The organism is Staphylococcus sp. HMSC068G11 (assembly GCF_001815825.1).
Taxonomy (GTDB): Bacteria; Bacillota; Bacilli; order Staphylococcales; family Staphylococcaceae; genus Staphylococcus; species Staphylococcus epidermidis.
In genome coordinates, this window is sequence record NZ_KV822090.1 from 275,373 (window position 1) to 292,677 (window position 17,305).

Below are 17,305 nucleotides of genomic sequence, written 5' to 3' on the forward strand. Positions count from 1 at the left end.
TTGATTTTATATGTATTATCATTTTATAAAAGTTTAGAAAAAGGCTATAATAGTCATATAATATAATTAAAGGAGATATTAAACATGCCAATTATTACAGATGTTTACGCTCGCGAAGTCTTAGACTCACGTGGTAACCCAACAGTTGAAGTTGAAGTATTAACTGAAAGCGGTGCTTTCGGACGTGCATTAGTACCTTCTGGTGCTTCTACTGGTGAACATGAAGCAGTTGAATTACGTGATGGAGATAAATCACGTTATTTAGGTAAAGGTGTGACTAAAGCGGTAGAAAATGTTAACGAAATGATCGCACCAGAAATCGTTGAAGGTGAATTTTCAGTTTTAGATCAAGTATCTATTGACAAAATGATGATTCAATTAGACGGTACACACAACAAAGGTAAATTAGGTGCAAATGCAATTTTAGGTGTTTCTATTGCCGTAGCTCGTGCAGCTGCTGATTTATTAGGTCAACCATTATATAAATATTTAGGTGGATTCAATGGTAAACAATTACCAGTGCCTATGATGAATATTGTTAATGGTGGTTCTCACTCAGATGCACCAATTGCTTTCCAAGAGTTCATGATTTTACCTGTAGGTGCAGAATCATTCAAAGAATCATTACGTTGGGGTGCGGAAATCTTCCATAACCTTAAATCAATCTTAAGTGAACGCGGTTTAGAAACTGCAGTAGGTGATGAAGGTGGTTTCGCTCCTAGATTTGAAGGTACTGAAGACGCTGTTGAAACTATTATTAAAGCTATCGAAAAAGCAGGATACAAACCAGGTGAAGATGTATTCTTAGGATTTGACTGTGCTTCTTCTGAATTCTACGAAAATGGTGTTTATGATTACACTAAATTCGAAGGTGAACACGGCGCTAAACGCAGTGCAGCAGAGCAAGTTGACTACTTAGAAGAATTAATTGGTAAATATCCAATCATCACTATTGAAGATGGTATGGATGAAAACGATTGGGAAGGTTGGAAACAATTAACTGATCGTATCGGTGATAAAGTTCAATTAGTTGGTGATGATTTATTCGTAACTAACACTGAAATTTTATCTAAAGGTATCGAACAAGGTATTGGTAACTCAATCTTAATCAAAGTAAACCAAATCGGTACATTAACTGAAACATTCGATGCTATTGAAATGGCTCAAAAAGCTGGATATACTGCGGTTGTATCTCACCGTTCTGGTGAAACTGAAGATACTACAATTGCTGATATCGCAGTTGCTACAAATGCAGGTCAAATTAAAACAGGTTCATTATCTAGAACTGACCGTATTGCTAAATACAATCAATTATTACGTATTGAAGATGAATTATACGAAACAGCTAAATTTGAAGGAATTAAATCTTTCTACAATTTAGATAAATAATATCTCTTTAATTTTTATAAGAGTTCACGCTTATGATTTAATATCTTAATTGAATTGTCCGTTGCAGAGTTGAGGCTGCAACGGGCTTTTTTAGTTAAGTACATTTTAAATTATTAATGTAAACTGATATAATAATGTGAGTAATTTTGTAAAAGGAGTACAATTATGACAGACTCAAATGCTAAAGAAATAAGAACTGGACGTTTAATTGCGATAAGTTCATTAGTGTTTTGTATTTTACTTATCCTTCACCACTTTATTGTATTAGATGAATCAACAGCTAAATCAATTTTATCTTTAGCTGGTCAAAAAACATCAGATACAGCAGTAAAAAACATTTTAAATAGTGACCGATACACTGGCATTATGTACATTTTAGCTTATTTGGCAGGTACTGTTGCTTTCTGGAATCGCCATCCATATTTATGGTGGTTTATGTTTGCCGTATATATTTCTAATGCACTATTTACACTCGTAAATCTTTACTTATTTATTCAAGGTATTTTAGATGTAAAAAATGTACTTGCAGTTTTACCAATTTTAATTGTAGTGATTGGATCTATTATTCTAGCAATTTATATGCTAGTTGTTTCTATTAAACGTAAAAGTACTTTCAATAGATAGAAGTTTGATTACATCAATAAAGATGTGTTATAATTTCTTTCGTATATAATGAACGGAGGACAATTTTTATGCATACATTAATCATCGTTTTATTAATAATAGATTGTATTGCATTAGTGACTGTTGTATTACTCCAAGAAGGTAAAAGTAATGGACTTTCAGGTGCTATTAGTGGTGGCGCTGAACAATTGTTTGGTAAACAAAAACAACGTGGCGTCGATTTATTCTTGCATAGATTAACAATAATTTTAGCTATTTTATTCTTTGTACTTATGTTTTGTATTAGTTACTTAGGTATGTAGAGAATATTATATTTGTTTTAATGAAGTAAATGAATCTTAACCAAGACTGATAAATGATAGGGCAAATGAATCACATTTGCTATTAAGTATTATCAGCCTGAGTCCGACGATATACTTGTCGGACTTTTTTATTTTATAATTAAGACAACCATGTTTTTAAATCATATGTTAAAGGGAATAATGATTTATCAAGTCATTTTGATAATAATGAAGAGTTTTTAAATATATCTAATATAATGAAAGACTTAACTTATTTAGGATAGATTGAGTACTTATCATAAGGGAGAGGGATTTTAATCATGCAAATTAAACTACCAAAACCATTCTTTTTTGAAGAAGGTAAACGTGCAGTGTTACTTCTTCACGGCTTCACAGGTAACTCTGCTGATGTAAGACAACTTGGGCGTTACCTTCAAAAAAAGGGCTATACATCTTATGCTCCACAATATGAAGGACATGCAGCGCCTCCAGAAGAAATATTAAAATCTAGCCCTTTTGTTTGGTTTAAAGATGTTTTAGATGGTTATGATTATTTAGTAGACCAAGGTTACGAAGAAATAGCAGTAGCTGGTTTATCATTAGGCGGCGCCTTCGCATTAAAACTAAGTTTAAATCGTGACGTGAAGGGGATTATAACTATGTGTGCACCTATGGAGAATAAAACAGAAGGTTCGATTTATGAAGGATTTCTTGAATATGCACGTAACTTTAAAAAATATGAAGGCAAAGATCAACAAACAATTGATCAAGAAATGGAACAATTTCATCCAACTGAAACACTGAAAGAACTGAGTGACACACTAAATGGAGTTAAAGAACATGTCGATGAAGTAATTGATCCAATACTTGTCGTACAAGCAGAACAAGATACAATGATTGATCCTCAATCAGCAAATTATATATATAATCATGTCGATTCTGATGAGAAAGAAATCAAATGGTATCAACATTCAGGTCATGTGATTACCATTGATAAAGAAAAAGAGAAAGTCTTTGAAGATGTATATCAATTTTTAGAATCATTGGAATGGACAGAGTAAAAAATAAAGATGTAGGAGAGAAAGGAGGGGCATAATGAATTTAAAGCAATCCATCGAAGAAATGATAAAACAACCTGACTATGAACCCATGTCAGTATCTGACTTTCAAGATGCGTTAGGTTTAAACAGTGCCGACTCATTTAGAGATTTAATTAAAATACTCGTTGAATTAGAACAGTCTGGTTTAATTGAACGTACAAGAACAGACAGATATCAACGTAAACAATCCAACAAAACAAATTCAAAACTAATCAAAGGAACGTTAAGTCAAAATAAAAAAGGCTTTGCTTTTTTAAGACCTGAAGATGACGAGATGGACGATATTTTTATTCCACCAACTAAAATTAATAGAGCATTAGATGGAGATACCGTCATCGTGGAAATTCAAAAATCTCGTGGAGAACATAAAGGTAAAATTGAAGGTGAAGTAAAATCTATTGAAAAGCATTCAGTTACACAAGTTGTTGGAACGTATAGCGAAGCAAAGCATTTTGGTTTTGTATTACCGGATGACAAACGTATAATGCAAGATATCTTTATACCTAAAGGACAAAATTTAGGTGCTATAGATGGGCATAAAGTATTAGTACAAATTACGAAGTATGCCGATAGTACAGACAATCCAGAAGGCCACGTTTCAGCAATATTAGGTCATAAAAATGATCCAGGTGTAGATATACTTTCCATCATTTACCAGCATGGAATAGAAATCGAGTTTCCAGATGCTGTATTACAAGAAGCTGAAGAAGTACCGGATGTAATAGAACCCTCTGAAATCGAAGGGCGTCGTGATTTAAGAGATGAATTAACAATCACTATAGATGGTGCAGATGCTAAAGATTTAGATGATGCCATTGCTGTAAAAAAATTAAAAAATGGCAACACCGAGCTTACAGTTAGTATTGCAGATGTAAGTTACTATGTAAAAGAAGGCTCAGCTTTAGATAAAGAAGCATATGATCGTGCGACAAGTGTGTATCTTGTCGATCGAGTAATCCCGATGATTCCACATCGTCTAAGTAATGGAATATGCTCATTAAATCCGGAAGAAGATCGTTTAACATTAAGTTGTCGAATGGAAATAAATGAACGAGGCGAAGTTGTAAAACATGAAATCTTTGATAGTGTAATACATTCAAACTACAGAATGACATATGATGCTGTTAACAAAATTATCACTGATCAAGATTCTGAAATACGTTCACAATATAAAGATTTAACACCTATGTTAGATTTAGCGCAAGATTTATCAAATAGATTAATTCGTATGCGTAAACGTCGTGGAGAAATTGATTTTGATATTAATGAAGCGAAAGTACTTGTGAATGACGAAGGTATTCCAACAGAAGTGCTAATGAGAGAACGCGGCGAAGGAGAACGTTTAATTGAATCGTTCATGTTAGCAGCCAATGAAACAGTAGCTGAACACTTCAATAAATTGGAAGTACCATTTATTTATCGTGTTCATGAACAACCAAAATCCGACCGATTAAGACAGTTCTTCGACTTTATTACCAATTTCGGTATAATGATTAAAGGTACAGGTGAAGATATTCATCCGACAACATTACAAAACATTCAAGAAGAAGTTGAAGGTAGACCGGAACAAATGGTTATTTCAACGATGATGTTACGTTCTATGCAACAAGCACATTATGATGATGTTAATTTAGGGCATTTTGGTTTGTCTGCTGAGTACTATACTCACTTTACGTCTCCAATACGCCGTTATCCTGATTTAACAGTGCATAGATTAATTCGTAAATATTTAATAGAGAATTCCATGGATAAGAAAGAAATACATCATTGGGTAGAGACGTTGCCAGAATTAGCCGAACACACATCACAACGTGAACGTCGTGCCATTGAAGCCGAACGTGATACTGATGAATTGAAAAAAGCTGAGTATATGATTCAACATATTGGTGATGAATTTGAAGGTATCATTAGCTCGGTTGCTAATTTTGGTATGTTTATAGAATTACCTAATACTATTGAGGGTATGGTTCATATCGCTAATATGACAGACGATTATTATCATTTTGATGAACGACAAATGGCACTAATCGGTGAACGTCAAGCAAAAGTCTTTCGCATTGGTGATGAGGTCAAAGTTAAAGTGACACATGTTGATGTGGAAGAACGCATGATAGATTTCCAAATTGTTGGCATGCCATTACCTAAAAAGACATCATCACAACGACCTGCTCGTGAGAAAACCATTCAAGCTAAAACACGTGGCAAGTCTTTAGACCATACTAAAAGTGATCGTAATGGTAAAGGTAAAAAGAAAAAGCGTAAGCAACGTAAAGGTAAAAATGCTCGTAAAAAAGATAAACAAGGTAATACGCACCACAAACCTTTTTATAAAGATAAAAGTGTGAAGAAGAAATCACGTCGAAAGAAAAAATAGTCAGCAAAGATGAGGTGAGTAATAGTGGCTAAGAAAAAATCAAAATCACCAGGTACGTTAGCTGAAAACCGTAAAGCAAGACATGACTACAATATTGAAGATACAATTGAAGCGGGGATTGCTTTAAGAGGTACTGAAATTAAATCCATACGTCGTGGTAGTGCCAATTTAAAAGATAGCTTTGCGCAAGTGAGACGAGGCGAAATGTACCTGAATAATATGCATATTGCACCATATGAAGAAGGGAACCGTTTTAATCATGACCCTTTACGTACACGTAAATTACTCTTGCACAAAAAAGAAATTCAAAAATTAGGTGAACGTACACGAGAAATAGGTTATTCTATTATTCCGTTGAAGTTATATTTAAAACATGGTCAATGTAAAGTTTTATTAGGTGTTGCTAGAGGTAAAAAGAAATACGACAAACGTCAAGCACTTAAAGAAAAAGCGGTAAAACGAGATATTGATCGCGCAGTTAAAGCCCGTTATTAAGCAATATCATTGCTTAATCGGGCCATCTTTGATATGATTGTTTGCAGTGTCAAATTGTTTTATTGATGATTTAATCAATATTTTGTTAGATTGATTTGAATTGAGGGGACGTTCTTGGATTCGACAGGGGTCCCCCGAGCTTATTAAGCGTGTCGGAGGGTTGGCTCCGTCATCAACACATTTCGGTTAAATATAACTGACAAATCAAACAATAATTTCGCAGTAGCTGCGTAATAGCCACTGCATCGCCTAACAGCATCTCCTACGTGCTGTTAACGCGATTCAACCCTAGTAGGATATGCTAAACACTGCCGCTTGAAGTCTGTTTAGATGAACTATAATCAAGCTAGCATCATGTTGGTTGTTTATTGCTTAGCATGATGCGAAAATTATCAATAAACTACACACGTAGAAAGATTTGTATCAGGACCTCTGGACGCGGGTTCGAATCCCGCCGTCTCCATTATATAGCCTGCAACCCTTGTGGTTGTAGGCTTTTTGTTTTTGTTGCCCCAATATTGCCCCAGATATGCCCCAGCACATAAAAAGCGCCCTATAATTAGGACGCAATATTATCATAAATCGTGATTGATTTATCCATAGTATTAATTTGTGTAATTACTTTATGAACCTTTTCATCTTCAGTATAAATATCTTCTTTAATATTGTACTTAAAGTATACGAGTTGTCTATTTGTTGCTTTATCAACAATGATTATATCTTTTGAAAAGTAGTCACAAGTTATATCGAAACCAGTTTCATTAATAATATTCCAATTAAATATTTTCATATATGTCTCCTTATAAGTATTTAACTATTTCTTTCTGAGTACTAGGGTACAAATGACCGTATCGGTTATATACTTCATTACTATCAGCATGACCTAAACGCTGTGCTATTACCATGATACTTGCACCATGATTGACTAGCATAGACGCATGGCTATGTCTTAACTCATGAATTACAATTCTGGGAAATGTCTGACCGTCTGGCAGTTGTTCATCTAACACTTTTAATGCATTGGTAAACCAACGATCTATAGTTGATTCACTGTAAGCTTTGAAGAATGTACCAAACAATACGTAATCATCTTTATATATGTTGTTTTCTTTGTACCATTTTAAATATTCTTTGATATCATTCATCATATGAGCAGGCAAGTATATATCACGTATTGCTGCTTTTGTTTTAGGGGCTGTCACTTCACCGTGATAGTCCGTTTTATTTATATGTATGAACTCATCATCGTAGTTAATATCACGCCATGTGAGGGATCTAATTTCGCCCTTACGTGCACCAGAGTAAAATAACAGCTTAAAGAATAACTTTTGTTGTTGCGTAGCTAAAGCCTCATAGAATTGATTGAATTGTTCTAATGTCCAATAGTTCAAACGCTTATTTGATTCAATTTCAAAGTTACCTACTAGAGAGGCTACATTTTGCTTTAGATCATGAAACTTCATAGCATGGTTAAGTAACGATACTAAGAACACGTGCATTTTCTTTAGGTACTCTCCAGAGTGTCCCTCTTTTAACTTCGTATTCTGAAACTTCATAACATCTTGTGTAGTCATATTAAAGACGTCCATAGACTTAAAATAAGGTAGCAAATGGTTGTTTGTATGTGTCTTTAATGCTTTTACACTTGATGACTTGCGACGTGCAGAATACCACTCTATATACTCATCTACGAGCTTATCAAAGGGCAGTTTGTTTATCTGTCCTACACCCTCTAACTCGTCCATAATTTCATTACATTTCTTCAACGCTTCTTTACGTTGTTTAAAGCCACTCTTTTTAATTTCTTTACGTTGATTCTTCTTATCATAGTATTTAATACGAAAGTAATAAGTACCACGTTTAGCGTCTTTATATATATTGTGGGATAAATTTAAGTTATGTTCTATATTAATCACCTACTTGATATTTATGTATTCTTTTAAAAATTTATCGAAATCATTTAAAATTTCTTGATAATATTCATTATTTTGAGAATTTTTATTATGGTATAAATTTGAAATTAGTTGACCTAGTTTAATAATAAAATTTGTCGAATAATATTCATTTTCATTCACATCATTCATCTCAGTAATTAAAAAATTATAAGTATGTTTTAAATATTGAGTTTCATCGAACCCTAATTTATTGTTTAGTAAATTTTTATAGTTATTCTTTATCGCTGTTTCATTTTCATTCGATATATTTTCTATCATATTTGATAGAACTTTCTTTTGTACTTCACGTGGTGTATTAGGTAACTCAGACAATGATGGTAATAATCCAGAAAGATTTAATAGTTCGAAAAGGTCATAATTATAGTATTTAGAGATTTTATTTATTACTTCAATTGTTGGTTTTCGTTCCTTTCCAGTTCTAGGATCATATCCTTTTTCTAAGCTATCTAAATATGTGTGGCTAATTCCTATATTTTTTGATGTTTTTCTGATAGATTTTTCTCCTCTGAGTTCTTTCAACTTATTACCGAATTCATTCATATTTTTTCACCTCTTAAAAAATATTGTAATTCATAATTGACACAAAAAGCAAAAAAGATTATATTTATATCAGGAGGTGTTAACCATGAATAACAACGTCAAAAATATCAGACAAAGAAAAGGTATTACAATAACTGAATTAAGTAAACTAACTGGTATTAGTCGAACAACTATATACAAGTTAGAAGAACAAAATAATAATCCTAGTTTAGATACTATAGTTAAAATCTCTTCAGGTTTAAAAGAAAAGCCTGAAAAAATTTTTAAACTTAGTGTTATTCAAGAATTACAATAGGAGGGTTAAGTTATGCAAAAAATTAAATATTGGAATTTATACATCTGTTACAAAGAAAGGGGTTATACCCAAAAGCAATTAGCAAAGTTACTGTGTATAAGTCCACAAAGATTTAGTTTGAAAATCATAGGTAAAGATGCAGATTTCACTATGCCAGAGGCAAGAAAGTTAAGTGAACATTTTGAAATGCCGATTGACGATCTATTTTCAACTTCAATCAAAGTAAATTCATAAGGAGTGAAACAAATGAGGTTGTATATTTTACTATCAATACTAGCTATAACAATTGGCTGCTTATATGCATACTTTATTGATTTTATTCATGGGATTGCAATAACTGCACTAATACAAACTTTAACATTACCAATTGTTGAGTAAGTACGAATACAAAAAAAAGGAGATTAATAAAATGAATAAAAAGCAGAGAGAGACACTTGAAGCTATTAAGTATCAACTCAGAATAAGTATTAATAATAAATTCGATACGTATGAACATATCGAAGAAAGAAATGGTGTTGAAAAAATAACAGAGATAAGTCGAGAAAAACATCTCGAATATATCATGAAGTTTTGCGTTCAAGAGCTAGAAAATAATTTCGATTTTGAAGAGGAGAATAAAAAATGAATTGGGAAACTAAAAATTTATTAAGTGATTTAGAAGTATTGAAAGATAGATTTAAAGATTTAAAGGATAGTCACGGTTGGCATTTTGATGAACATTATCCTTATGAAACAAATCATGTTTTAAATAAAGATGAAATGATTAAAGAGGGGGTTTCTTACCACGAGAGACGCATTCATGATGATCAGATGTTTGATTTGCTACATCTCTATACGCAACAGTTTGATCATATTCTTAAAAAGTTTCAAGAAATAGAAAAAACGTTACCTGATAACAATAGTTTGGCGACTAAATCAGATAACGCATAAATTAATAATTTATAAGAGCAAATTAATTAAATACTCTATTTATATTATATCATTTTTTGCTCTGTTATTCATTAGAGGTGTAAAAATTGAATGAAATTAAATTAAAATATGATACCAAAGTTTCTGTAATTTGGTATGGAACTTTAGACTCAAGATCGTTTAAACAGTTTTCGCAGCCTAAATGGAGCGAGTTAGTTAATAGACTATCAATTCCACAAAATAATATTAATAAGTATGCACGTGGTGTTGCTATATATGGTGATATGAAAGACGGTACTGATGAAAAAGGAAATAAATATAAGAAGTACCGCAAAGACGAAAATGTGATTTATCGTGATGTCCTAGTTCTGGACTACGACGACGTTCCTAAGTTGAGACTGCTACATGATGCAATAACAGAGGCTTTAAAAGGTGTTTCCTGGATGTATCACACTACATTTAATCATCGAACAGAAAGTCCTAGAGTACGTTTATATATCGCTTTGAGTGAGTGTATAAGCGCAGACGAGTACCGTAAATATACAAAAGTATTAGCGAGTAAGATAGGTCATCCGGTAGATGAGGGAAGTTTTCAACCTAGTAGAGCAATGGCGTTACCAGTATATATAAAAGGTAAATATCCGTTCTTACATCAATATAATGATGCTCCCATTTTGAATGTTGAAATGCTTGAAAAATGGTCAAAAGAAACGAATATACAAACAGATCAACCAAGTAGAACTAACTTTAATAAGCGTGATGATACTTATTGGCGTGATATTAGTTTTTCAGTTTCAAAGGGCAATCGTAATAATTCTTTAGCAAGTCTAATAGGACATTTGTTTAGCCGACATGTTAATGAATATATTATATACTCGTATGCTTTGCTATGGGGACAAAATGCGTGTAATCCACCATTAAAAGAACGTGAAATAAACGCTACATTTCAATCTATTTTGAAGAAACATTATAACAACAAGAAAGGTTGATGAGATGAAATTGAACCCAGATAAAGATGTGCTTAAAGAAATTAAAGAAACTACTATCAATTACGAAAATGAAAATATAGAGCAAAAACTTAATAGATTAGGTATTGAAGAAAGAGAGCGCATGATTAAATCGTGGGAAAGTGACAATAAGAGAGGTAAAAAGCCAAATGTAATTAGTACGAATAGATGTGCGAATATATTAATTGAAAACATGAATTTTTTACTATTCGACGAAGAAGAAAACACGAAACTAGCAATGTATCAAGAAGATAGAGGCGTCTATACTCAAAAGACTTCGCTTATAAAAAGAATTATTTCTTATTTAGAACCAAAACATAATAGCAATAAAGCTGATGACGTTATATATCACATTAGGAATAGAACGGAAATAAAAGAAAAAACAAACTCACCTTATTTAATACCAGTAAATAATGGCGTTTTTAACAGAAAAACGAAGCAACTTGAAAATTTTTCTCCTAATTATGTTTTTACTTCTAAAATTGATACTAATTATATAGATAATCCGAACAAACCAACATTTGATGACTGGGATATTAATAAGTGGTTTGATGAATTGGCTTGCAATGATAAGCAAGTATCACATTTATTATGGCAAGTAATAAATGATTCATTAAATGGTAATTATACAAGAAAACAATCTATATTCATGGTTGGCGATGGTAACAATGGTAAAGGTACTTTTCAAGAGTTGCTTACAAATTTGATAGGTAAAAGGAATATAGCTACGTTAAAAGTTAATGAGTTCGACCATAGATTTAAAATGAGTTTACTTGAGGGCAAAACTGCTGTCATTGGTGACGATGTGCCAGTGGGTGTATATATAGACGACGGTTCGAACTTCAAAAGTGTTGTTACTGGAGATTATGTATCTGTAGAGTTTAAAAATCAACAATCGTATACAGCACAATATAGATGTAGCGTTATTCAATCTTCTAACGGAATGCCACGCTTTAAAGATAAAACCAATGCAGTATTTAAAAGATTGGTAATAGTCCCTTTCAACGCTGATTTTAAAGGTGATAAAGAAAAAAGAAAAATTAAAGATGAATATATCAAAAACAAACAAGTGCTTGAATATATTCTTTACCACGCAATTAGAATGGACTTTGAAAAATTCAGTATACCAGATGTGTCGAAGAAATATTTAGATGTATATAAGCAAGAGAATAACCCAGTTTATGAATTTAAGCTTAATGTATTTGATGAATGGAAGTTAAGAAAAGTACCTAAGTATATTGTATACGGACTATACAAAGAGTTTTGTAAAGATAATGGTTATAACTTTCTATCAAAAATTAAATTTCATAAAGAATTTAAAACGTATTTAGGTGACGAATGGAAATCTGATACTGTAGATCGTTTTAATTGGCAAGATTTGATAGATGGTATTGGCGATTTAGATGTAAAAAAATCTGAAATAGAATTTCCAGATGAACATAAAACATATAAGGCGTATGAGAATTGTAGTTTGAAAGCAGTTTGATTTGTTATCAATGTTACTGGTTGTTACTAGTTTTAAATATTCTAGTAACAACTAAAAACGTTGATACTATAAGGTTTAAAGTTATTTGTTACTAGTGTTACTCGAATTACAAACAAATAGTAAATAAATGATAGAAACAATAAAAAACCTTAAACATAAAAAAATATAAAAATATCAAAAATTCCAGTAACGAGTAACAAAATCTCTAGAACACTACAGGCTCAAAGGGTTTCGGTGTTACTGGAATTTTGAAAAAGAGTAACAAAACTAGTAACACTGTAGCAGTTATTAATTTGATTTTATTAATGAAAGGGAAAACTAAATTGATAATTATTAATAAACCAGAACACTTTGATGAATTAGATAAAGCGAAGAAAAACGCTTTAATGGAATTTTGTATTTCGTTAGATAAAATTGAATCTTTTAACATTAGACGTTCCTCATACGGATTAAAACATTTATTTGAATCAAAATATCGTGAAACTTTACAAGATACTTTTGAAAGTAGCTATGTAACCAACGGTCAATTTAAAGGTGCAATGATTAAGGCAGGTTTTAATGTAAAAGACAAAAACAAAACAAACTGGCACTTTAATGTTAGTGAAAAAAGTATCAAAAAAATATTGAATAGGAGTAGTTAACTATATGAATAATATAAAAGATAAAGTATTAGAGTTTATCCGAGAAAATGGAAGTACTTATATATACGAGTTAGAACCACTATTTGATGAAGCAGGTGTACCATTTGAGGGTGATAGATCACTTACGTTTGATGGTGACAAGAATAAAGTTTTCTTTTACCACTGCACAACGGAATCGGGTTCAGTTATACAGGAGTTGTATCAAGAAAACAAGATATCAATTATTCATAATCCACGATATGTTATGAGGTATCTATTAGATGGCAAAGTACCGCCATTACCATTGTCTATCACCAATGATGAACTGGATAAGCCCTCATGGGTTCCGGTAGTATTACGAATTAAGGTAAAGGAGCAAACTAAATGAATGTAGAGATTATCGCAAATCAATTTGAAACAAGAGCAGGTACGTTATTAAGGTACTACACAGGGTTACTAGAGAGTAGTAGAGATAACCACTTCGCTTTTAAAATATATAATGATCCATTTGATATGGTTTATGTGATGATGAACGGTAAGCTATTCGGTCATGTATATATTAAAGATTGCAAAGTGAGGAAGTCATTCGAATTAGCGTCTAGTAAGCACACAGAGGGGCTAATAAGAAGTGTTGAGGGGAATTATAACGGTTTTGAAATACATGATGATAACCGCTTATCTATAAGCGATATGATGGCAAGTCAATTATTCGAAAATGAATATTTTATGTATGGACTACAAACATTCGCAGAAAGTAATAACACTGATATGTTTACTTATATTGAAAGTGGTTTAAATGTTGAAGAACTTGAGGGTGTTCAGTCTAGTAATGCTGATGTTGTAGGTAATATCGAAATATTATACCAGTTAGCTACTGGAATTAATGAACCTGCAAGTGAGCTCGTTGAGGGCTTGAAATGGGTTACTAAATTTGTACAAGATGAGAATGCTACACAAGACGATTACAAGGCGTTAGAGCGTAAGTTAAGTGAGTTGAAAGAATCTTACTATAGTGTGAGTAAGTAGGTTAATAAGGAGTCACATGTAGAGTGTGGCTACCATATAAAAAAACTAAAAAAAGCTAAGCGCTTAATTTTTATAAGGGGGACAAAAAGCAAATATTAAGGAACGTATGTTCTATAGTTGTAGTATGTGAAAAGTATATGAAAAACACTTATAAAAGTTTATAAAACAACGATTTTAAGGGTTGTTAAGCATAAAATAAAATGAGTAAAAACAAGAACGTGGTTATTACATCATCACTACTGATGAAGAAAAACAACAAGCAATGGAAAGTATTAAAAGATTAGCAGATGGCAGTATGAAACGTTATGAGGCTTTAAAACGTATTAAATTATAAAATAAAAACGAAAGAGGTATATATATGACAACAACAACTAAGCCAAATACATGGAGTGTATTCTTTGATGACAGGAAATATAGAAATCTATTAGGAGATTTAGACGATTTACTTAATGAAACTAAGACAATGTATAAGCAGGGCTATCGTCCAGATGTCATTGATAAGCAACAGCAACCAAAAGTTGAAGCATTAACTGAGAGTTTTAAGCAGTTTGCTATAAATAAGATGGAAGATATCAAAAACAAATTGGATACATTAACTGAACAAGCACAACAGGATTATAGCAATCCTCAATCTGAAATGTTAAAGCGCCAAGATCTATCAGCCAAAATTGATTTATTAGATAACACTGAAGTTATCGCAATGATTGTAAACGCTAGTGCTACTAATACGACGGTATATGAAGTGAAGTTATTCCAAGATGTCATCAATAAGCGATTTACTGAAAGTGAAAAAAATAAAGTAGCCATGAGTTTTGAAACATTGAAACAAAATGTTTTATATCCAGAGCGTAACAACGATGAATATGCTCAATTGGAGTATAGCTATAACGTGATTAATCAAACGGGAATGGCAAACAGTGGTGTGGTTGTAACAGAAAATGAATACGGTTCAGTGGATTTCAAAACAATTAATGACCGATACACTGACACAATCAATAGTGTGACAAAATAATCAATTTAACGCCTATCCTTTATTTGGGGTAGGCTCATTCTATATTATTGGGGGTATTATCGTGCAAGAACGTACTAATGAATCATATCAACAAACAAAGATATCTGAATATGAGTTATTAACAAAATATAATCCTAAATATATTAATTCTAAAATTAAGACGGCACAGTCACATATTGATGAAATGTATCACTTAAGCACCTCAATAACAACATGTGACGATATTATGGGTGTTATTTCTGTATCTTATCCCGTTGATAATTTAGTGATATGGATCAGTGAAACTAAAGATAATTTGAAACGTTTTAAAGATGATTCAGCCATCCGATTATATTTATTAAAGCAGGTGCTCAATACCTATACGGAAGAAGAACAACAGAAAGTGGTTAGATACATGCAATCACATGGACGTATCAAGACGCATGAGCTCATTGAACGTTTGCAGGTAGATTTATACAACTTTAGCCATGATACGCCTTTAACAAAGGCTAGTGAGCCACAACATACAATGGTGGTGTGATTATGTTTGTTGGTGATAAAGAGACACTGAAAGACTTTATATTAAACTACCATAATAATGTGAATGATGATTATAAGGATGTATCAGCTAATGAATTCTTTACGTTAAATGATGATGTAGAAGAATATTCATATCAAACAATTAATGCAGATGAACATATATTTATGAATGACCTAGATATCCTGGTTGATCGTATTGCAGATTTTAGAGAATACAATATTTTTATGTTGCTATGTAATGGACGCACATTTGGTGATATAGCTAAAATACTAGAAATTCCCCAATCCAGAGTGCAACAGTTATTTGATGGTTTACTAAATAAAATAATAAAACAAGGAGCGTGATTCAATGGACAAATTAACGCCAAAACAAGAACGTTTTGCGAATGAGTATATTAAGACACTCAATGTTACTCAAAGCGCTATAAAGGCAGGATATAGCCCGAATAGTGCACATGTAACTGGTAGTCGATTACTACGCAAAGAGAAAGTGGACGAATATATAAAAAGTAAGAAAGACGAGATTATGGACGATACAATTTTATCAGCTAAAGAGTTACTATATTTATTAACTCAAGCAGCAGTAGGCGATGAGACTGAAACCAAAGAAGCTGTAGTAAAGAAAGGTACATTTGAACGTAACCCAGATACCGGAAGAATGAATCTCGTATATAATGAACATGTGGAAACAGTAGATGTACCTATCAAGCCTAGTGATCGCATGAAAGCTCGCGATTTACTCGGTAGATACCACAGCTTATTCACAGAAAAGGTAGACTTAAATGTAACTACACCAGTGTTTATTGATAGTATTGGTGAAGATGATGAAAGAAAAGAGATTTAAAAGAGTTATAAAAGCAATACCCGAATGCAGAGTTTCATATTGATGATATAGGTAAATTTGAGAAGTAGTTTAAACGCCAAGCCTATGTGGTTTGGTGTTTTGTGTTAAAAAGTATAAATAAAGTTTGACAATTGATATAAAGTGATTGTTTTTAACAACGTATAATATTATAATTGCTATACAACATGAAATACTATATTCGTCAAATAAATATAAAAGCATAAACAATAAATTTATTACGGTGACAGCGTTATAACGCTGTTATTTTTATATTAAAAAGGAGTAACATATGAGTGTAGTTCAATATACGTATGTATTAAACGATATGCAAACACAAGTAAATAATAAGTTTAATGTTATAAATGAAAAGATGGAAGAATTCAAAGCAAAAAGAGACAGAATAGCTCATAGTGCGTTTATAGATAAAGAAGAATTAATATTTTTAGAAAGTTATGTTAAATTCGTTGAAAAAAATTCAACTAATATATTTTTGAAAGATGATATTTTAAATATTAAACGAAATTTGTCAGAAAATAATATAGATTTAGAAATGATTTATGATATTTTTGATATTAGAGAAGATATGATAGATGTTGAAATTGATGAGATAAAAGAAGATGAATTAGAAAGCTCATATATTTTTGAAAATACATTTTACCCAGATATTTTAGAAGATATTAAATATGCTAGTATTAAAAATAAAAAAAATACGAAATTCAATAAGTATGAAAAGACAAGCAAGCAATATAGTTTCTTTGGAAAAATAAATAAGTTGAATAAAAATAAAGATAGCGATTATCATTTCTTACCATTGAATATATAAAAAATA

The 17,305-nt window shown here is 31.8% G+C and carries 24 protein-coding genes, 1 other RNA gene and 1 pseudogene; 23 read left to right on the plus strand and 3 right to left on the minus strand.

Features of this window, described 5'->3' with window-relative positions; translation table 11 throughout:
- Positions 1 to 84: 84 nt before the first annotated feature.
- The 7 genes from eno to ssrA all read left to right on the plus strand — a co-directional run bounded on the left by eno (position 85) and on the right by ssrA (position 6,729).
- Positions 85 to 1,389, plus strand: a complete 1,305-nt coding sequence (gene eno, locus HMPREF3058_RS07550) for a surface-displayed alpha-enolase (RefSeq protein ID WP_001829595.1) — start codon at positions 85 to 87, stop codon at positions 1,387 to 1,389.
- Between the two features lie 165 nt (positions 1,390 to 1,554).
- On the plus strand, positions 1,555 to 2,013 hold the full coding sequence (locus HMPREF3058_RS07555; RefSeq protein WP_002445967.1) for a hypothetical protein: 459 nt from the start codon (positions 1,555 to 1,557) through the stop codon (positions 2,011 to 2,013).
- A 68-nt stretch (positions 2,014 to 2,081) separates the two neighbouring features.
- Complete coding sequence (gene secG / locus HMPREF3058_RS07560) at positions 2,082 to 2,315, plus strand: preprotein translocase subunit SecG (RefSeq protein ID WP_001829669.1); 234 nt, start codon at positions 2,082 to 2,084, stop codon at positions 2,313 to 2,315.
- Between the two features lie 299 nt (positions 2,316 to 2,614).
- On the plus strand, positions 2,615 to 3,355 hold the full coding sequence (locus HMPREF3058_RS07565) for an alpha/beta hydrolase (protein ID WP_002457574.1): 741 nt from the start codon (positions 2,615 to 2,617) through the stop codon (positions 3,353 to 3,355).
- Positions 3,356 to 3,389: 34 nt separating this feature from the next.
- Positions 3,390 to 5,768 (plus strand): ribonuclease R, encoded by a 2,379-nt coding sequence (gene rnr / locus HMPREF3058_RS07570; protein WP_070731248.1) that lies wholly within the window; start codon positions 3,390 to 3,392, stop codon positions 5,766 to 5,768.
- A gap of 24 nt (positions 5,769 to 5,792) precedes the next feature.
- Positions 5,793 to 6,263, plus strand: a complete 471-nt coding sequence (gene smpB / locus HMPREF3058_RS07575; protein ID WP_001829588.1) for an SsrA-binding protein SmpB — start codon at positions 5,793 to 5,795, stop codon at positions 6,261 to 6,263.
- Between the two features lie 104 nt (positions 6,264 to 6,367).
- Positions 6,368 to 6,729, plus strand: a transfer-messenger RNA (tmRNA) gene (gene ssrA / locus HMPREF3058_RS07580).
- 93 nt (positions 6,730 to 6,822) lie between these two features.
- On the opposite strand, the gene HMPREF3058_RS07585 is transcribed toward ssrA, so the two are convergent.
- From HMPREF3058_RS07585 to HMPREF3058_RS11885, 3 genes are read right to left on the minus strand one after another with little or no spacing between them, the layout of a single operon-like run.
- Positions 6,823 to 7,053: a hypothetical protein gene (locus tag HMPREF3058_RS07585; RefSeq protein ID WP_002457572.1), complete on the minus strand. Its 231-nt coding sequence runs from the start codon at positions 7,051 to 7,053 to the stop codon at positions 6,823 to 6,825.
- Positions 7,054 to 7,063: 10 nt separating this feature from the next.
- Complete coding sequence (locus tag HMPREF3058_RS07590) at positions 7,064 to 8,170, minus strand: site-specific integrase (RefSeq protein ID WP_070731283.1); 1,107 nt, start codon at positions 8,168 to 8,170, stop codon at positions 7,064 to 7,066.
- A 9-nt stretch (positions 8,171 to 8,179) separates the two neighbouring features.
- Positions 8,180 to 8,758 carry a helix-turn-helix domain-containing protein gene (locus HMPREF3058_RS11885; RefSeq protein WP_083315459.1) on the minus strand — a complete coding sequence of 193 codons (579 nt, stop codon included), beginning with the start codon at positions 8,756 to 8,758 and terminating at the stop codon, positions 8,180 to 8,182.
- 85 nt (positions 8,759 to 8,843) lie between these two features.
- Here HMPREF3058_RS11885 and HMPREF3058_RS07600 point away from each other — a divergent pair, with 85 nt between their 5' ends.
- The 16 genes and pseudogenes from HMPREF3058_RS07600 to HMPREF3058_RS07665 all read left to right on the plus strand — a co-directional run bounded on the left by HMPREF3058_RS07600 (position 8,844) and on the right by HMPREF3058_RS07665 (position 17,299).
- Positions 8,844 to 9,053, plus strand: coding sequence for a helix-turn-helix transcriptional regulator (locus HMPREF3058_RS07600; RefSeq protein ID WP_070731250.1), 210 nt, complete (start codon positions 8,844 to 8,846; stop codon positions 9,051 to 9,053).
- A gap of 12 nt (positions 9,054 to 9,065) precedes the next feature.
- Positions 9,066 to 9,287: a helix-turn-helix transcriptional regulator gene (locus tag HMPREF3058_RS07605; protein WP_070731252.1), complete on the plus strand. Its 222-nt coding sequence runs from the start codon at positions 9,066 to 9,068 to the stop codon at positions 9,285 to 9,287.
- Positions 9,288 to 9,299: 12 nt separating this feature from the next.
- Positions 9,300 to 9,431, plus strand: coding sequence for a hypothetical protein (locus tag HMPREF3058_RS12425; protein ID WP_256280250.1), 132 nt, complete (start codon positions 9,300 to 9,302; stop codon positions 9,429 to 9,431).
- A 31-nt stretch (positions 9,432 to 9,462) separates the two neighbouring features.
- Positions 9,463 to 9,678, plus strand: coding sequence for a TscA family type II toxin-antitoxin system antitoxin (locus tag HMPREF3058_RS07610; protein ID WP_070731254.1), 216 nt, complete (start codon positions 9,463 to 9,465; stop codon positions 9,676 to 9,678).
- Positions 9,675 to 9,983, plus strand: coding sequence for a type II toxin-antitoxin system toxin TscT (gene tscT, locus HMPREF3058_RS07615; RefSeq protein WP_070731256.1), 309 nt, complete (start codon positions 9,675 to 9,677; stop codon positions 9,981 to 9,983). Before HMPREF3058_RS07610 ends, tscT begins: the two co-directional genes overlap by 4 nt.
- 86 nt (positions 9,984 to 10,069) lie before the next feature.
- Positions 10,070 to 10,951, plus strand: coding sequence for a primase alpha helix C-terminal domain-containing protein (locus tag HMPREF3058_RS07620; RefSeq protein WP_070731258.1), 882 nt, complete (start codon positions 10,070 to 10,072; stop codon positions 10,949 to 10,951).
- A gap of 4 nt (positions 10,952 to 10,955) precedes the next feature.
- Complete coding sequence (locus tag HMPREF3058_RS07625) at positions 10,956 to 12,455, plus strand: DNA primase family protein (protein ID WP_070731259.1); 1,500 nt, start codon at positions 10,956 to 10,958, stop codon at positions 12,453 to 12,455.
- 305 nt (positions 12,456 to 12,760) lie between these two features.
- Positions 12,761 to 13,096, plus strand: coding sequence for a hypothetical protein (locus tag HMPREF3058_RS07630; protein ID WP_070731288.1), 336 nt, complete (start codon positions 12,761 to 12,763; stop codon positions 13,094 to 13,096).
- Positions 13,097 to 13,100: 4 nt separating this feature from the next.
- Positions 13,101 to 13,463 (plus strand): hypothetical protein, encoded by a 363-nt coding sequence (locus tag HMPREF3058_RS07635; RefSeq protein ID WP_070731262.1) that lies wholly within the window; start codon positions 13,101 to 13,103, stop codon positions 13,461 to 13,463.
- Positions 13,460 to 14,101: a pathogenicity island protein gene (locus HMPREF3058_RS07640; protein ID WP_070731264.1), complete on the plus strand. Its 642-nt coding sequence runs from the start codon at positions 13,460 to 13,462 to the stop codon at positions 14,099 to 14,101. Before HMPREF3058_RS07635 ends, HMPREF3058_RS07640 begins: the two co-directional genes overlap by 4 nt.
- 208 nt (positions 14,102 to 14,309) lie before the next feature.
- Positions 14,310 to 14,435 (plus strand): annotated as a pseudogene (locus HMPREF3058_RS11890) (pathogenicity island protein); the annotation flags it as partial.
- Positions 14,436 to 14,459: 24 nt separating this feature from the next.
- Positions 14,460 to 15,113 (plus strand): hypothetical protein, encoded by a 654-nt coding sequence (locus HMPREF3058_RS07645; protein WP_002476196.1) that lies wholly within the window; start codon positions 14,460 to 14,462, stop codon positions 15,111 to 15,113.
- A 61-nt stretch (positions 15,114 to 15,174) separates the two neighbouring features.
- Entirely contained in the window at positions 15,175 to 15,633 is a 459-nt protein-coding gene (locus HMPREF3058_RS07650; protein ID WP_070731266.1) for a pathogenicity island protein, read from the plus strand.
- A gap of 2 nt (positions 15,634 to 15,635) precedes the next feature.
- The gene (locus tag HMPREF3058_RS07655) at positions 15,636 to 15,977 is read left to right on the plus strand and encodes a helix-turn-helix domain-containing protein (RefSeq protein WP_070731269.1); all 342 of its coding nucleotides are present in this window, start codon (positions 15,636 to 15,638) and stop codon (positions 15,975 to 15,977) included.
- Between the two features lie 4 nt (positions 15,978 to 15,981).
- Positions 15,982 to 16,476, plus strand: coding sequence for a terminase small subunit (locus HMPREF3058_RS07660; RefSeq protein ID WP_070731271.1), 495 nt, complete (start codon positions 15,982 to 15,984; stop codon positions 16,474 to 16,476).
- Positions 16,477 to 16,765: 289 nt separating this feature from the next.
- On the plus strand, positions 16,766 to 17,299 hold the full coding sequence (locus HMPREF3058_RS07665; RefSeq protein ID WP_070731273.1) for a hypothetical protein: 534 nt from the start codon (positions 16,766 to 16,768) through the stop codon (positions 17,297 to 17,299).
- Positions 17,300 to 17,305: the final 6 nt, after the last annotated feature.

What these genes read in the sequence shown, in the direction of transcription:
- eno (WP_001829595.1), top strand. Translation starts at nt 85, where the DNA reads ATGCCAATTATTACAGATGTTTACGCTCGCGAAGTCTTAGACTCACGT.
- HMPREF3058_RS07555 (WP_002445967.1), top strand. Translation starts at nt 1,555, where the DNA reads ATGACAGACTCAAATGCTAAAGAAATAAGAACTGGACGTTTAATTGCG.
- HMPREF3058_RS07610 (WP_070731254.1), top strand. Translation starts at nt 9,463, where the DNA reads ATGAATAAAAAGCAGAGAGAGACACTTGAAGCTATTAAGTATCAACTC.
- HMPREF3058_RS07585 (WP_002457572.1), bottom strand. Translation starts at nt 7,053, where the DNA reads ATGAAAATATTTAATTGGAATATTATTAATGAAACTGGTTTCGATATA.
- HMPREF3058_RS07635 (WP_070731262.1), top strand. Translation starts at nt 13,101, where the DNA reads ATGAATAATATAAAAGATAAAGTATTAGAGTTTATCCGAGAAAATGGA.
- HMPREF3058_RS07655 (WP_070731269.1), top strand. Translation starts at nt 15,636, where the DNA reads ATGTTTGTTGGTGATAAAGAGACACTGAAAGACTTTATATTAAACTAC.
- rnr (WP_070731248.1), top strand. Translation starts at nt 3,390, where the DNA reads ATGAATTTAAAGCAATCCATCGAAGAAATGATAAAACAACCTGACTAT.
- HMPREF3058_RS07625 (WP_070731259.1), top strand. Translation starts at nt 10,956, where the DNA reads ATGAAATTGAACCCAGATAAAGATGTGCTTAAAGAAATTAAAGAAACT.
- HMPREF3058_RS07600 (WP_070731250.1), top strand. Translation starts at nt 8,844, where the DNA reads ATGAATAACAACGTCAAAAATATCAGACAAAGAAAAGGTATTACAATA.
- HMPREF3058_RS12425 (WP_256280250.1), top strand. Translation starts at nt 9,300, where the DNA reads ATGAGGTTGTATATTTTACTATCAATACTAGCTATAACAATTGGCTGC.
- HMPREF3058_RS07645 (WP_002476196.1), top strand. Translation starts at nt 14,460, where the DNA reads ATGACAACAACAACTAAGCCAAATACATGGAGTGTATTCTTTGATGAC.
- HMPREF3058_RS07605 (WP_070731252.1), top strand. Translation starts at nt 9,066, where the DNA reads ATGCAAAAAATTAAATATTGGAATTTATACATCTGTTACAAAGAAAGG.
- HMPREF3058_RS11885 (WP_083315459.1), bottom strand. Translation starts at nt 8,758, where the DNA reads ATGAATGAATTCGGTAATAAGTTGAAAGAACTCAGAGGAGAAAAATCT.
- secG (WP_001829669.1), top strand. Translation starts at nt 2,082, where the DNA reads ATGCATACATTAATCATCGTTTTATTAATAATAGATTGTATTGCATTA.
- HMPREF3058_RS07665 (WP_070731273.1), top strand. Translation starts at nt 16,766, where the DNA reads ATGAGTGTAGTTCAATATACGTATGTATTAAACGATATGCAAACACAA.
- HMPREF3058_RS07640 (WP_070731264.1), top strand. Translation starts at nt 13,460, where the DNA reads ATGAATGTAGAGATTATCGCAAATCAATTTGAAACAAGAGCAGGTACG.
- HMPREF3058_RS07660 (WP_070731271.1), top strand. Translation starts at nt 15,982, where the DNA reads ATGGACAAATTAACGCCAAAACAAGAACGTTTTGCGAATGAGTATATT.
- HMPREF3058_RS07630 (WP_070731288.1), top strand. Translation starts at nt 12,761, where the DNA reads ATGAAAGGGAAAACTAAATTGATAATTATTAATAAACCAGAACACTTT.
- tscT (WP_070731256.1), top strand. Translation starts at nt 9,675, where the DNA reads ATGAATTGGGAAACTAAAAATTTATTAAGTGATTTAGAAGTATTGAAA.
- HMPREF3058_RS07565 (WP_002457574.1), top strand. Translation starts at nt 2,615, where the DNA reads ATGCAAATTAAACTACCAAAACCATTCTTTTTTGAAGAAGGTAAACGT.